This is a genomic window from Aminipila sp. (genome assembly GCF_032051575.1).
Classification (GTDB): Bacteria; Bacillota; Clostridia; order Peptostreptococcales; family Anaerovoracaceae; genus Aminipila.
In genome coordinates this window covers 1-15819 of record NZ_DAMBYD010000014.1, presented here as the reverse complement: position 1 = coordinate 15819, position 15819 = coordinate 1, and the positions used below count along the sequence as shown (strand labels likewise).

Sequence of the window (15819 nt, the reverse complement as noted above, 5' to 3'; positions counted from 1 at the left end):
AAGACATATGATAAAAAGTGGGATTAAAGGTACAATAGCTTTTGGGGTTATAGTGATATTATTTATCACTATTTTGCCATGCTTTGAACCTTCATTTTTTTCGAAGCTTATAAAAGACAATGCTTGGATGATGCTGGGCATACTAACTATCTTTTTTGCCATAGCACTAATTGTGATTGTAGCAAGTAATAGACGCCTTAAAGCAGTTTTATATATAGATAGCAGTACTGGAAAGGCTTCTTTAGCTAAGTTTAAGATTGATGCCAGAGCATTGCTTGATACCGCAAAACCTGAGGAATATATGCTTGTGAGCATTGATGTTAATAATTTTAAGTATATTAATGATATATATGGCTATGATGCAGGAAATGAAGTGTTAAAAGTTCTTGCGGGGCATATAGAATTGATACTGCCTGATGAAGTCATGCTGACTGCTAGAAGATCGGCTGATAATTTTGTTTTTATTAGCAAGACCAGCAATAAAGAAAAAATATTTGAGTCTTTGTCAGATGATCGGCCCTTAAAGAAAGATGTACAAGATATATTGGGACCAGATTATAATTTAACCTTAAGTACAGGGGTTTATGTCATTCAACAACCATTAAAAGGCATATCTGTAATGTTGGATTATGCCAATATCGCAAAGAAAACTATAAAAGGCAGAGTTGGAAATCCTATCGCTGAATATACAACTGAGATGGACAAGCATATGGAGCTTAAAAAGAAAATTACTGTTGGCATGGAAGCAGGATTGCAGCATGGAGAATTTATAACCTGTATGCAGCCAAAATTTTCTTTACAAGATGAGGTACTTATAGGTGCTGAAGTTTTAGTAAGATGGAAGCATCCTGATATGGGTATGCTATCTCCACTATTGTTTATTTCATTATTTGAAGAAAATGGTTTTATTGAAAAGCTGGATATGTATATATTTGAAGCCACCTGTAAAATGATGCAGAAATGGGAAAAATCACGAGTGGTAAGAATTCCTAGAATATCTGTTAATATTTCGAGAGTTACTTTAGGTAAGGATAATTTAGTCAAAGAACTTAAAGAAATTACTGAAAAATATCAGGTAGAAACAAATTGTCTGGAAATTGAAATAACAGAAGGAACTTTGGAACGCGGTACTGAAAGAATTATACATATTATTAATGAACTAAAATCTGTGGGATTTTATGTATCAATAGATGATTTTGGCAGCGGATATTCTTCATTGAGCATTTTGAAAGATATGCCAGCAGATATAATTAAAATAGATAAAGAATTTTTATCAGAGACTTTTGATAGTCAGAAGGGTAAAAAAATTATAAATAGCATTATAAGAATGTCTAAAGAGTTAAATCTTGAGACTGTTGCAGAGGGAATTGAAACAAAAGAACAGGCAGAGACATTGAAAAACATGGGATGCGATGTTGCCCAAGGCTTTTACTTTGCTAGACCTATGAAGCCTGAAGACTTTGAAGATATACTTATTAAGGGAATTTAAAAACCACTAGACAAATAACATACAGTTATGTTATGATTAGTTGTCAATGTATATATGCCTTTGGCCTAGTTTCTCGAAACTCCGACGAAAACTCAGCAAAGGTGAATGAAGAAAAGGAGAATTTAAAATGATTGATCAGACTAAAAAAGCGGAAATTATTAAAGATTATCAGTTAAAAGAAGGAGATACTGGATCCCCTGAAGTTCAGGTTGCAGTTCTTACTTTTAGAATTAACGATTTAAATGAACATTTAAAGATTCATAAGAAGGACCATCACTCAAGAAGAGGTCTTTTAAAGATGGTTGGACAGAGAAGAAATCTTCTTAATTACCTAAAGAATAAGGATATTGAAAGATATAGAAATCTTATTGCACGTTTAGGATTAAGAAAGTAATTAAGGAATACAAGCGGGGCATAAAAGCTCCGCTTTTATTTATATAATGCATAATAAGGTGCAGATTGGCAAAAATAGAGCAAAGGTTAACAGGAGGTAGTTGTTAATAATGGCAAGATTTGAAGATTATAGAACGTTTAGAACTGCAATTGGTGGAAGATTGTTGCAGGTAGAAATCGGTAAGGTATGTGAGCAGGCAAATGGACAGGCTATGGTAAAGTATGGAGACACAGTAGTAAATGTTACTGCGACTGCTTCAAAGGAACCAAGGCAAGATATTGACTTTTTTCCACTTAGTGTAGATTATGAAGAAAAAATGTATGCGGCAGGAAAGATTCCTGGCGGTTTTATTAAAAGAGAAGGACGACCAAGTGAAAAGGCAATCTTAAGTTCAAGACTTATAGACAGACCTATTAGACCACTTTTTCCAAAGGGGTATTATAATGATGTAGTAGTTATTGCTACTGTTATGTGTGTTGATCCTGACTGTTCACCTGAAATCGTAGGGATGTTAGGGTCATCAATTGCGCTTTCCGTTTCAGACATTCCTTGGGAAGGTCCTACAGCATCAGTTTTAATCGGTATGATTGATGGTGAATTTATTGTAAATCCTACACTTGAACAGAGAGAAAAATCAGAAATGCATTTAGTTGTTTCTGGTACAAAGGATGCAATTATGATGGTTGAAGCTGGAGCTAAGGAAGTTCCAGAAGAAACCATGTTAGATGCTATCATGTTTGCTCATGAAGAAATTAAAAAATTGGTTGAATTTATTGAGGAAATTATTGCAGAGGTAGGTAAGCCTAAGAAGCAGACTGAACTTTATAAGGTTTCAGAAGAAATTAATCAGGCTGTAAGAGCATTTGCAGTAGATAAAATGAAAGCTGCAATTAAGACGGTAGACAAGCTTGAAAGACTTGATAAAATGGATGCGGTTGAAGTTGAAACAAAGGAACACTTTGCAGAGATTTATCCTGAAAATGGTAAAGACATTTCAGCTGTTCTTTACAACATTACAAAGGAAACTGTACGTGCAATGATTTTAGATGAAGGTATCAGACCGGATAATAGAAAGACTACAGAAATAAGACCTATTTGGTGCGAAACTGGTATTTTACCAAGAACACATGGTACAGGCTTATTTAAAAGAGGACAAACTCAGGTACTTTCAGTTTGTACTTTAGCTCCTGCATCAGAGTCACAGACAATTGACGGCATTACAGAAGATACAGAAAAGAGATATATGCATCACTATAACTTCCCATCATATTCAGTAGGGGAAGCAAGAACTTCAAGAGGTCCAGGAAGAAGAGAAATTGGACATGGGGCTTTAGCAGAAAGAGCTTTAATCCCAGTTCTTCCAAGTGTAGAGGAATTCCCTTATGCGATTAGAGTGGTATCAGAAGTTCTATCTTCAAACGGTTCTACTTCTATGGGATCAACTTGTGGTTCATGCCTTGCTTTGATGGATGCAGGTGTTCCTCTTAAGAGACCTGTTTCAGGCATTGCAATGGGACTTATTGAAAGAGTTGAAGAAGATGGAAGCAGCAAGATTGCTATTCTTTCTGATATTCAGGGTATGGAAGACTTCCTTGGTGACATGGACTTTAAGGTAACTGGTACTGAAGTAGGAGTTACCGCTATTCAGATGGACATTAAGGTTCACGGACTTTCAAGACAAATTTTACAAGATGCTTTAAAGCAGGCTCATGACGGAAGAATGCACATCATGAAGGAAATGCTTGATGAAATTCCTGCACCAAGAACAGAGATGTCAGCTTATGCTCCAAGAGCAATTACTTTAAATATTGATCCAGATAAGACTAGAATTGTAATTGGACCTGGTGGAAAGATGATCAACAAGATTATTGATGAAACAGGTGTTAAGATTGATATTTCAGATGATAAGCCTGGATTAATTAGCATTTACAGTCCAAATATGGAAGGGGCAGAAGCTGCTAAGAAGCAGATTGAACTTCTTACTAAGGATGTAGAAGCTGGAGAAACTTATGAAGGTAAGGTTACTAGAATTATGAATTTTGGTGCATTTATTGAGATTTTACCAGGTAAGGAAGGGCTTCTTCATATTTCTAAAATGGCAAAAGAGAGAGTTGAGAAGGTTGAGGATGTTATGAATATCGGTGATGTTGTAACGGTAAAGGTTACTGAAATTGATAGCCAGAATAGAATTAATCTTTCTAGAAAAGAACTTTTGTAAGAACATTTAAATTTATTTAAAGATAAAGGCAGAGAGTCTGAGGATTCTCTGCCTTTTTGACATAAATTTTTCTTTGCAGTATAATTATTCTTATATTTTTATGAAAAAGAGGTAAAAGCATGGAACTAAGTCTCGACATAATTTGGATAGTAATTTGTGGCTGTTTTGTATTTTTTATGCAAGCAGGATTAACATGCTTAGAAGTAGGGTTTATTCAGAGTAAAAATATTATATTTGTTTCAATTGAGAATCTGCTGACATTTATGGTTACTACTATTTGTTTTTGTTTAGTAGGTTTTCCACTTATGTTTGGCAAAACTTTTCATGGGATAATTGGTATAAGCCTTTGGGGACTTAAAGGTATTACTTCCCAAAATGATTTAGGCTTTGCTTTTGTTTTTATAGAGTTAATGTTTGCAGCTGTTGCAGTAACAATTTTCGCAGGAGCAATGTCTGAAAGAACAAAGATTGTACCATTACAAATTGCTGCTTTTGTAAGTAGTATATTAATATATCCTATTTTTGGACATTGGGTATGGGGGGGCAATTTCTTAAATCAAAGTCCGTGGCTGCAGAAGCTTGGGTTTATAGATTGCGCTGGAGCTTCTGTAGTACATGTCACAGCAGGTTTTATAGCTCTGGCAGGGATAACTGTGGTAGGAGGCCGTAAAAAGGCTACTTCAGGAAGATCTAATATTCCTATTGCAACTTTAGGCGTATTTATACTATGGTTTGGATGGATGGGGTTTAATGGTGGAAGCACATTCAGATTTTCAGAAGAAGTCGGAATAGCGGTTTTAAATACAAATTTGTCCGCAGCAGCAGGCATGGCAGGGGCACTCATTTTAAACTTTTTAATGAAAAAAAATGGAGGATATCTGGTCTCATTGTTTAATGGAGTACTTGGTGGGCTAGTGGCAATTACTGCAGGAGCTTTTTACTGTACGCCAGTAGCAGCAATTGAAATAGGATTTATAACCGGAATAATAGTAGATTCCTCAAGATATTTGCTTGAAAGATGGAAGCTGGATGATGCTGTAAATGCCATTCCGGCTCATTTGGTGGGAGGAATTGCAGGTTGTTTACTATTACCATTTTTTATTGAAGAGCAGTATTTAAATTTGCCTGACAGAATTTCTCAATTTGGGGTTCAGGTTATTGGAATTCTGGCAAATTTTATATGGGTTTTCGGGCTTTCCTATATCTTGTTTATTATAATAGATAAAACCATTGGACTCCGAGTTACTACAGAGGAAGAGGAAAAAGGATTAAATATTGTTGAATTTGAAGATTACTATTCATGGGAAAAGTATATTGAAATATCAGGATTTGAGGCTGAAATCAAAGAAAAGAATAGTTTACTGAGAAAGCAGGCAAGGCTTCTTGTAGTTACAGAAGAGCAGGAAAGAGAAAAGCTGGCGAGAGACTTACACGATGGGGTAGGACAAAGCTTAGCAGCTTTAAAACTTATGCTAGGGCTTGCAAAAAAGCAAGTAGAAGATAAAAAGGATGAAAGACTTTCTACCAATATGGAGAAAGCTTTACATCTTGCAGAAACATCGTTAATGGAAATGCGTGAGGTGTTAAATAATTTAAGTCCTAAAATTCTTGAGAAGAAAGGCTTAACGGGAGCTATTAAAGCATTAACCCAAAAAGTAAATGAATTAGAGAAAATTTCTTGTAAACTGACAATTAAAGACGAGTTACCGTCAGTTGATGATACAATAGCGTTGAATATATACAGGGTTCTACAAGAAGCACTAACAAATGTAATAAAGCACGCAAAAGCCCAAAATGTATTTATTACAATTTCATATGATGAGGTGAAAAAGGTATATGTGTTTAAAGTTGCTGATGATGGCATAGGGTTTCACATAAATAAAAATGAATTGGGATTGGGTATTTTATCTATGGGTGATAGAGTAAAAATGCTGGGAGGTAATTTTCAAGTAACAAGCAGACTTGAGGGTGGAACAACAGTGATTATGGAGGTACCTGTTAACGATGGGAAATAAAATAAAAATATTTTTGGCAGATGATCATAAAATGCTGAGAGAATCTTTAGATATACTTTTGTCACAAGAAACAGATATAGAAGTGGTTGGACAGGCAGATGATGGAATCGAAGTAGAACAACTTTGTATGCAGAAAAATCCAGATGTTCTGTTATTAGATATATCAATGCCCAGAAAAAGTGGATTGGATGTATGTAAAAATCTGAACTATTCATTTCCAGATTTAAAAATTATTTTTCTAACCATGCATAAGAATGAGGAAATGCTTGCGGAAGCATTTAATAGTGGTGCAAAGGGATATGTACTTAAGGAAAATGCTTTTGAAGAGCTGATTACTGCTGTACGAAAGGTTATGGAGGGGGAAATATATGTATCATCTGTGCTTGCTCCTATCATGCTGAATGGATTTCTACAAAATGAAAAATCAAATAAAGAATTATCAGGTCGTGAACGTGAAGTACTTAAACTCATTGCAGAAGGTTTTAGTAATAAAGAGATAGCTGATTTCCTTATGATTTCAATTAAGACGGTAGAAACTCATAGGGCAAACATTATGAGAAAACATAACTTTAAAAATATCACAGAGTTAGTTTTATATGCAGCACGAAATCATATAATTGAACTTTAAGGTTTTTCCCTAATAAATTTAAGGGTTTTACAGTATTTAAACAGCAGACTAATTTTTATACACTTTACTTATTGGATTTATTATTTTATTTGTATTAGTGAAGGGAAGTGTAAAAATTGATTAACTCAGGAGATACAGCATTTATAATCTTATGTGCTGCTTTGGTATGTTTGATGACCCCTGGACTGGCGTTTTTTTATGGAGGTCTGGTATCAAGGAAAAATGTTTTAACTATCATGATGCAGAGTTTTGTATCTATGGGAGTAGTTACTATTATTTGGTTTGTATTTGGATTTTCATTAGCATTCGGACCAGATGTTCATGGAATCATTGGCGGGTTTAAATATATTTGCCTCCAAGGCGTGGGGATGAATCCAAATCCGGATTATGGTCCAACCATTCCGTTCTTGACTTTCTTTAGTTATCAGCAAATGTTTGCTATCATTACTCCAGCTCTTATAACCGGAGCTTTTGCAGATCGAGTGAATTTTAAAAGTTACTTAGTTTTTTTAGTGGCCTGGAGTATTTTAATTTATATCCCATTAGCACACTGGGTATGGGGCGGTGGGTTCTTACAGCAGATGGGTGTAGTTGACTTTGCAGGCGGTATTACCGTACATGCAAGTGCTGGGCTTGCTGCTTTAGCCTCAGTCTTCTTTGTGGGGAAAAGAAAACTTATCAGCAAAAATGATCAGGAACCTCACAATATTACACATGTTGCATTAGGGACAGCCCTTTTATGGTTTGGATGGTTTGGATTTAATGCAGGTGGTGGACTTGCTGCTGATGGTCTGGCATCAACTGCATTTATCAATACAGATATAAGTGCTTCAGTTGCGATGGTTACTTGGCTTGTTATTTCATGGATTAAAGAAAAGAATCCAAGTTTTGTAGGGATTTTGACTGGTGCAGTAGCAGGTCTTGCAACCATTACTCCTGCAGCTGGATTTATAAAACCATGGGCAGCAGCAATATTGGGGCTCGTGGCAGGTGTAGTATGCTATTATGCAGTACAGTTCAGAAAAAAAGTAGAATGGGATGATGCCTTAGACGTATGGGGTGTACATGGAGTTGGTGGAATAATGGGAAGCATTCTGGTTGGTGTATTTGCAGTGGATTCTGTAGATGGGGTTAATGGTTTGCTATATGGAGATATTCATCAATTCGGAATACAGTTATTTGCAACAATTTTTGCTTCTGTCTATGCGTTTGTTGTAACTTATCTGATATTAAAAGTTGTAAACTTCTTTATGCCTGTTCGTGTTAGTGAAGAAGAAGAAGAAAAAGGACTTGATATTTGTATTCATAAAGAAGAAGCATATCATATTTAACATTGCTAAAAAAGAATAAAGAACATAATAAAACAGACTGCGTTGTAGTCTGTTTTTATTTTTATAATATAAAAGTCCTTTAAAAGGGTCGCAGTTTAGTTGAAACTACGCCTTTTTTTATTATATATTGAGACCATATTAATTGTCAAATTAAAAAAATTAATGACGAAAAAGAAAAATTTGGTATATTTGTATAGTGATATAATAAAAATATGGGTATTTATCCCATATGTTTTGTTATATTATGATTTATTAGCCGTCAACTTTAACGTCACATTTTGAAAGGAGTATCAATTATCATGGCACGAAGAGGAGAAAATGTTTATAAACGCAAAGATGGACGATGGGAAGGACGTATATTAAAACCGGATGGAAAATATCATTACATCTATGCCAAAACCTATAAGGAAGTAAAGGAGAAAAAGAGTAAGTATCAGGAAAAAGAAAATTCCTGTACGATGGAAACGAACCATTTGATTAAGAATTCATCTAGCTTGTTTGAATCCTGGCTGAAGAGTGGAATTGCTGACAGAGTAAAGCCGTCTACTTATGAAAACTACTATTGCTGTATGCAAAAATATGTGATTCCCTTTTTTCAGCAGTCCGGCAATGAACAGATTACAGATATTTCGATTTCACAATTTGTAAAATCTATAAAAGAAAATAATTGTTTTTCTGAATCTTATAAACGAAAAATTCTTTCTATATTTAAAATGGTTTTGGGGGAAGTTTTGAAAGATTCAATGGAACATTCTTTGATAATCGGAAATATTAAGCTGCCTAAGAGTGAAAGTGAAGCTGTACAGATTTTTACTATTATGGAGCAGCGTATGGTTGAAAATACTGCTCTTTATTGGAGCGATAAGCGAGCATTGGGAATATTATTATGCTTTTATACCGGAATAAGACTAGGTGAGCTTTGCGGATTAAAGTGGAGTGACATTGACTTGGAAGCAGGAACTATGTCTATTATGAGAACTGTATCACGCATAAAAAATTTCCAACACAGTCAAAGTAAAACTACGCTGTTTGTTGGCAAACCAAAAAGCCGCAAATCAATGCGGAAAATTCCGTTACCTGAGTTCTTAATTAACTTAGCACAGCAAAATAAACACCACTCGTTAAATGAAAATAGTTATGTTTTTTCTGGAGCTAATGTACCAATGGATCCTCGAACTTATCAAAAAATATATAAACGAATATTGGTGAAGGCCGGTGTAAAAGATCGTAAATTTCATGCAATTCGACACACTTTTGCCACGAGAGCTTTGGAGTTAGGCATTGATATTAAAACCCTAAGTGAGATACTGGGACATTCTAATGTTTCTATTACACTAAACATTTATGCTCATTCTCTTATGGAACAGAAAAAATTAGCTATAGACAGGCTAAATACTATGCACATCAATCATATGAAGATTGATTCATTAACCGTCAATTATTCCGTCAAATCTATTTAAAAGATGCAAATATCAGTAGTTATGCACAATGTGTCGTAGTTTCAACTAAACTGCGAATTAACTTTGTAATATCTTGAGTATTAGCTTCCCAAACAAGATTGTTTTTTATACATAATTTATGATTTATACCAATTTGTGAAACGAATTGGTATAAGATCAGATTCTAAAAATCAAACATTCTAATTTCCAACTTTTTATATAATAAGCCATCAAATTTCACTTAGAAAAATATTAAAGTATCAGGGATGTTGTTACAGCAAAGTTGTGATTTATGCCGCTAACAGTTTTTATAAGAAAGGATATAGAAGGATGAAGAAATGGTTTGAAAACATTAAAATCGCACAAAAATTAAGAACAGGATTTTTATTTATTGCTTTTTTAGGTGTTTTAGTTGGCGCAATTGGTATTATTAACATTATGAACATGGTAAATCATCAGCAGAGTACCTATAATCAATGCACTTTAGGAATACAATATTCTATAAATGCAGAAGCTAATTTTCTAAAGGTAAGAACAGCAATTAGGGATTTATATATTAATTATGATACGGATAAAGAAAAATACTGCAAAGAAATTTTAAAGCAGTTAGAAATAGCTGATACAAATATGCAGAATTATAGTAAAACAATATCGGATAACCAGGATCAAGAAAATTTTAATCATGCAAATACTGCATATGAAAGCTATAAAGAAGCAGTTAACCAAGTATTAGAAGCTGCAAATGCAGGAAAAACGCAGAAAGATATACTGTCATTGATTAAGGGATCTGTAGAAGAGTCTCAAAAGGCGGATGAAGCCTTTGAGATGATTACAAAATATAATGATTCTTTGGCGTTAGAGAAACTTATGAAGGATAAATATTCGGCATGGGCTACAATCTTTATAATGTCAGGTACAGTAGTCATCGCATTTATTATAGCTTTGCTTCTAGGAAGATACATCTCTGGAACAATTAGTATACCTATGCAGAAATTTGCTGCATTTGCTGAGATTCTTGCAGAAGGAGACATCAATGTTGATAAAGTGATTGATGAAAAGGATAAGCTTCTACATTTAAGAAGAGATGAAGTAGGCATATTAGCGGGTTCCTTTGACAGGGTAATTGCAAGCACGATTCAGCAGGCACAAATAACTAAAGCAATCTCAGAAGGAGATTTAACTGTAGTTGTACCGATTAAATCGGATAACGACGTACTTGGTAAAGCGTTGTTTACTTTGGTGGAAAGATTTAATAATCTTGTGACTTCTATTGTTTCATCAGCAAATCAGGTGGACTCAGGGGCAGGGCTCGTATCAGGTTCCAGTGTTTCTCTTTCACAGGGCGCAACTGAACAAGCCAGTTCTGTGGAGGAATTGACTGCATCTTTAGAAGAAATCACATCTCAGACAATGCAAAATGCTAAAAATGCACAAACTACTGATGAACTTGCCAAAACCATTAAAGAAGATGCAGAATTAGGCAACAAACAAATGGCAGGGATGCTTCATGCTATGGATGAGATTAACAATTCTTCAGATAATATTGGTAAAATTATTAAGGTGATTGAAGATATTGCTTTCCAGACAAATATTCTAGCGCTCAATGCAGCGGTCGAAGCTGCCAGAGCTGGACAACATGGCATGGGGTTCGCTGTTGTGGCAGATGAAGTAAGAAATCTTGCTGGACAATCCGCCAAAGCAGCAAAAGAAACTGCAGAACTAATTCAAAATTCCATTAAAAAAGTTGAAGATGGGACTCTGACTGCCAATGAAACGGCTGGCGCATTAAATAAAATTGTAGTAGGAATTACAAAAGTGTCAGAACTGATTGATAACATTGCCTTAGCTTCAAATGAGCAGGCGGCGGCATTGGAACAGATTAATCAGGGAATCATGCAGGTTTCACAAGTGGTCCAGAGCACTGCGGCTGCTTCAGAAGAAAGTGCAGCAGCAAGTGAAGAACTTTCCGGGCAGGCAGACCTGTTAAAAGAAAGTGTCAGTGTGTTTAAATTAAATAAATAGCAGCAATGGACTAACCGTGAGGTTTAGGTATTAAGATTTTTACATCTATTTTGCTTTGCGTTTTCTATTATGGTATAATAAATAGACTAATAAATACAAAAATATAAAGCATAAAGGACAGGTGAAAATTGGGAGCTGTTAAAGTTAAGGAAATTAATTTAGAGAGAGGGAAGCCGACAGTAGATGTAGCTTTGCGAAAACTTGTAGATGAACTGACTACCGCTAAAAGGATGGGATTCAGAGCATTAATAGTTGTCCATGGCTATGGATCTTCAGGTGTAGGAGGAGCTATTAAAGCAGCGCTGAAAGGCAAACTGAAAGAGGGAAGTCTCCGAGGAATAATCAGAGCTTTTGTGGGTGGAGAAGAATGGATAAACTGCAAGAGCAGTTTTATAGAGGTATGTCCTCAACTGAAAGATTTCAATAATTATGTAGAAGGCAATAGGGGATTGACTGTTATCCTTTTAAAGTCTTAATAACAGGACAAAAGAGGTTGTCTCAAAATATAGATTTATAGGCATAAGGAAAAATCAAGATGCCATTAAATTATTTTGAGAAAGCCTCTTTTTATGTGAAGGTTTTATGAAAAAAATGTAGAGTTGTTGAATGCTAACTAAATTTATGGTATAGTAATCAAGTTAAATTAATGAACTTGGAGATAAAAATGGATAAGATGAATCAATATATTGAAAAAATAAAACAGTTTGTGATGGAATTTAAGAATAAATATGGAGTTATAGGATGTGCAGCGGTGTTTTTAGTAGCTGTAAAATTTATTATCTTTTATAATTTAATGTCAGTAAAATCAAATTTTATACTTATATGTATTATTTCCTGGGCAATAACATATTTCTTGTTTAATTCATTCAAAAATAAATACATTCCTTCAGTTATTTATTTAGTATTAGCTATTCTAATGTTTGCTGATGTAACTTATTGCAGCTTCTTTAATAAATATCTTTCAGTGGCATTAATGGGATCAGCAGGTATGCTGGGAGATGTTACAGCTAGTATAAAGCAGATTATGAGGCCTATTAATTTCTTTATGCTTATAGATGCTGTAGTAATACTAATAACAATCCTGTTATTAGATACAAACCAACGTGGAATATCATGGCATAAAATAGTAAAACGAAAGAAGATAGACCAGGCGTTTGAAGAAATAGAAAATGAAGATGAAAATAAACCAGCAAGAGATATTTTGGCAGAATTGGATGCTATGGCGTTAGAACAATCTCAAGAAGAGAGCACAGGAGAATTGCAAGAAAATAAAGAGTTTATGGACACAGTAGATATTATAGAACAAAAATTTGAAGACCAGCGTATTGAAGATAAACTATATCAGGGAAGAGTCAGTAGAAAAAGGACAGAAAGAAAAAGAAAAAGGGAAAAGCTTAAGCGTTTGAGATCCCATAGGACTCAAGTGATTCCTATATGCATAATAGCCGTACTGATAGCAACAAGTTCTTTTTCACCTTTTATTCAATCCATTGCTAGACAGGAGTTTTTTACATATCACGTAGGAGATTTGGTTACAGAAGCATTTGGCTTATCTGGACAGAAACATATTATGGAATTTGCAGATAACTATAAAACTGAGAAAAATGGCCCACTATTTGGTGTAGCTAAGGGAAAAAACTTAGTGGTAATACAAATAGAATCTTATCAAAACTTTCTTATAGGGATGAAATATAATGGACAAGAGGTGACTCCGTTTTTAAATAGTTTGGTTAAGGATAAGTCTGTTTATTTTGACAATTATTATCAGCAGGTAGGAACCGGAAATACTTCTGATGCTGAGTTTGCAACAAATAATTCTATTATGGGGTCAATAGAGGCATTTACATATCAGCTTTATGAAAAGAACTACTTTAGGGGCTTGCCAGTACTGTTAAAAGAGCAGGGGTATGAAACTGCAGTTCTTCACGCTCATGAAAATAGAGATTTCTGGAATAGAGATGACATTTACCCTCAGTTGGGTTTTGATCATTATTATGGTGGATTGATAGGTGATACTGCTCGTCCAGGTGGTAACTTTAAAATGACAGAATGGATGGGCTGGGGGTTAACAGATTCAGAGTTTTATCCTCAGGCTATGCAATATATTAAAAAACTGCAGGAACCATTCTACAGTTTTGTTATAACTCTTTCGAACCATCATCCTTATGAAATGCTGGACAAGTACCAATTTATAGATCTTGCACCAGAGGATAAGGGTACTTTAGTAGGGAATTATCTTAATAGTGCGGCTTATACCGACTATGCACTTTCTATTTTATTTGATGAATTTAAAAAAGCAGGACTATATGAAGATACTGTCTTTGCTCTTTATGGAGACCACATGGGCCTTCCAGCATCAGATGAAACCAATAAAGTCATGGGAAAGCTTCTAGGACACGATTATGACTGGGATGATCGAATGAATATTCCTTTAATTATACATGTTCCTAGTGCAGATGAAAACATTACTACGACTATACACAATACCGGAGGGCAGATTGATTTTCTTCCAACCATATCTTATGTTTTAGGATTAGATAGTTTAGATACGATTTATTTAGGCCATAATTTGTTTACTTACGATAAAGGAGTGGTTGCAGAACATGCGTACATGCCTTATGGATCTTTCTTTACGAATGGGTATGGCTTTGAAATGTCACGAGATGGAGTATTTAAAGACGGCAGAGCATGGGATTTAAATACAAGAAAAGAGGTTGATGTGGATCAATTTTATGATTATTATATGAGGTCCAGGGGAATATCAGATACATCTGTTTACATTTTGCAAAACGATATCCTTAGAAAAGTATATCAAGATGGAAAGAGTAAAGAAGAGGTTTTCTAGCGATCTATAGTATAAAGATAAATAGCAAAACGTAGGGATTGATAAAATTATAACAAGGAATTGTGTTTTAATCTTTAGCGCGGATGATAAGAAGTTGCCCTTTCTCTACAGAGACTTCACACTCTGAGGTTAAAAATTCATTGCTGATGCCTAGAGGAAAAGAATTGCGAAGAAGAGCATTTGTAAGTTCCCATTTGAGATTTTTTGTAGTTACATTCATGCAATTTTCAGAGTAACTTAGTAAAGAAATTTTTTCACCTGGAGTGCCGGATATTATAATTGAATCGTCCATTATAAGCATGACGTGATTTTGACAATCACTCATGCTTATTTTTTTTCCTTTTAGGTGGTTTGCATTCCAAAACTCAATTGCCCAGGACATGCTTTGAAGGTTGGATATAGTATGGTCTAATCTGCCACCCATGCCTCCCACAAGACATATATCATTGAAACCTTTTTCCACAGCATATTTAACGCATAACATGGTATCCGTATCATCTTTTTCTACGGGATAGGTTATGGTTTGGATTTCCTGAGGCAGAGGACCTTTAAAGGAATCAAAGTCACCAAGAAGCAGATTAGGAGTTATTTTTTCTTGTGTTGCAAATTTATAGCCTCCATCGGCACAAATGATATAATCGTTTTGAGTTATATTTATGTTGTCTTTGATACTGCCATTAATAAACGCTGTAATTATAAAACACTTATTCATTTATTTACCTCTTTTTATTTAATATTATACATAATAAAATAATTGTAGAAATTTGTCGTAAACAACCAAATTTTCAGATAACTATATGGCTGATTTTCAAAAACAAGTATAACATATTGGAGAATTGTATGATACAGCTATTTCTTTGCGGTTACTTTTTGATCAGTAATATGTTTGACCAAAAATACATTTTATAAACAGAATATATAAGATAATTTGCTTGAAAATAAACGATTTACAAGATATACTATAGCTAATATTGAGAAAAAATTAACATGCAATAACATGCAATTAAAGTAAGAGGTGTAATATTGTGGAGAAAAAAATTAGGGAAGTACTAGAAGAAAAAGTTAATCCTGTGTTAGCAGAACATTATGGAGGAGCAGTTCTCTCAAAATATGAAGATCACATCGTTTGGGTTAAATTAACAGGTTCATGCTGCTCTTGTCCATCTGCACAAATGACCATAGAAGATGTTGTAAAACGAATTGTTATGGAAGAATGTGATGATGTTAGAGACGTTAAACTGGACACAGCTGTAAGTGATGACATATTAGATATGGCTAGAAAAATTTTAAACAAAGAGCTTTAATTTTCTAAGTGATTAAGATTTATTTATAGAGTCTTGATTATATATCATTTATATCATTATTTTAAAGAGGGAGTGATTATTTTATGTTAATGACAGGAGCTCAGTATATTGAGAGTTTAAGAAAGTTAAATACC

12 protein-coding genes are annotated in these 15819 nt (G+C 34.4%); 11 read left to right on the top strand and 1 reads right to left on the bottom strand.

The annotated features are described in order from the left end of the window. Positions 1 to 7 precede the first annotated feature (7 nt). The 10 genes from RTW14_RS16565 (at position 8) to RTW14_RS16520 (ending at position 14381) form a co-directional block, all read left to right on the top strand. Entirely contained in the window at positions 8 to 1489 is a 1482-nt protein-coding gene (locus RTW14_RS16565; RefSeq protein ID WP_312653497.1) for a putative bifunctional diguanylate cyclase/phosphodiesterase, read from the top strand. Between the two features lie 127 nt (positions 1490 to 1616). Beyond that, entirely contained in the window at positions 1617 to 1883 is a 267-nt protein-coding gene (rpsO, locus tag RTW14_RS16560; protein ID WP_312653494.1) for a 30S ribosomal protein S15, read from the top strand. Between the two features lie 109 nt (positions 1884 to 1992). Beyond that, the gene (locus RTW14_RS16555; RefSeq protein ID WP_312653492.1) at positions 1993 to 4101 is read left to right on the top strand and encodes a polyribonucleotide nucleotidyltransferase; all 2109 of its coding nucleotides are present in this window, start codon (positions 1993 to 1995) and stop codon (positions 4099 to 4101) included. Positions 4102 to 4220: 119 nt separating this feature from the next. After that, positions 4221 to 6116 (top strand): histidine kinase, encoded by a 1896-nt coding sequence (locus tag RTW14_RS16550; protein WP_312653489.1) that lies wholly within the window; start codon positions 4221 to 4223, stop codon positions 6114 to 6116. After that, positions 6106 to 6744, top strand: coding sequence for a response regulator transcription factor (locus tag RTW14_RS16545; protein WP_312653487.1), 639 nt, complete (start codon positions 6106 to 6108; stop codon positions 6742 to 6744). The genes RTW14_RS16550 and RTW14_RS16545 overlap by 11 nt, the downstream gene beginning before the upstream one ends. Before the next feature lie 116 nt (positions 6745 to 6860). Then, entirely contained in the window at positions 6861 to 8075 is a 1215-nt protein-coding gene (locus RTW14_RS16540; RefSeq protein WP_312653484.1) for an ammonium transporter, read from the top strand. 299 nt (positions 8076 to 8374) lie between these two features. After that, positions 8375 to 9535, top strand: coding sequence for a tyrosine-type recombinase/integrase (locus RTW14_RS16535; RefSeq protein WP_312653482.1), 1161 nt, complete (start codon positions 8375 to 8377; stop codon positions 9533 to 9535). Positions 9536 to 9844: 309 nt separating this feature from the next. After that, positions 9845 to 11536, top strand: a complete 1692-nt coding sequence (locus RTW14_RS16530; RefSeq protein WP_312653480.1) for a methyl-accepting chemotaxis protein — start codon at positions 9845 to 9847, stop codon at positions 11534 to 11536. A gap of 128 nt (positions 11537 to 11664) precedes the next feature. Beyond that, positions 11665 to 12012, top strand: a complete 348-nt coding sequence (locus RTW14_RS16525) for a Smr/MutS family protein (RefSeq protein WP_312653478.1) — start codon at positions 11665 to 11667, stop codon at positions 12010 to 12012. A gap of 188 nt (positions 12013 to 12200) precedes the next feature. Further along, complete coding sequence (locus tag RTW14_RS16520) at positions 12201 to 14381, top strand: LTA synthase family protein (RefSeq protein ID WP_312653476.1); 2181 nt, start codon at positions 12201 to 12203, stop codon at positions 14379 to 14381. A gap of 67 nt (positions 14382 to 14448) precedes the next feature. Here the strand turns inward: RTW14_RS16520 and RTW14_RS16515 are convergent, their stop codons facing one another. Continuing rightward, complete coding sequence (locus RTW14_RS16515) at positions 14449 to 15093, bottom strand: thiamine diphosphokinase (protein WP_312653474.1); 645 nt, start codon at positions 15091 to 15093, stop codon at positions 14449 to 14451. A 313-nt stretch (positions 15094 to 15406) separates the two neighbouring features. Here RTW14_RS16515 and RTW14_RS16510 point away from each other — a divergent pair, with 313 nt between their 5' ends. Next, positions 15407 to 15685, top strand: a complete 279-nt coding sequence (locus tag RTW14_RS16510; protein WP_312653472.1) for a NifU family protein — start codon at positions 15407 to 15409, stop codon at positions 15683 to 15685. The last annotated feature ends 134 nt before the right edge of the window (positions 15686 to 15819 follow it).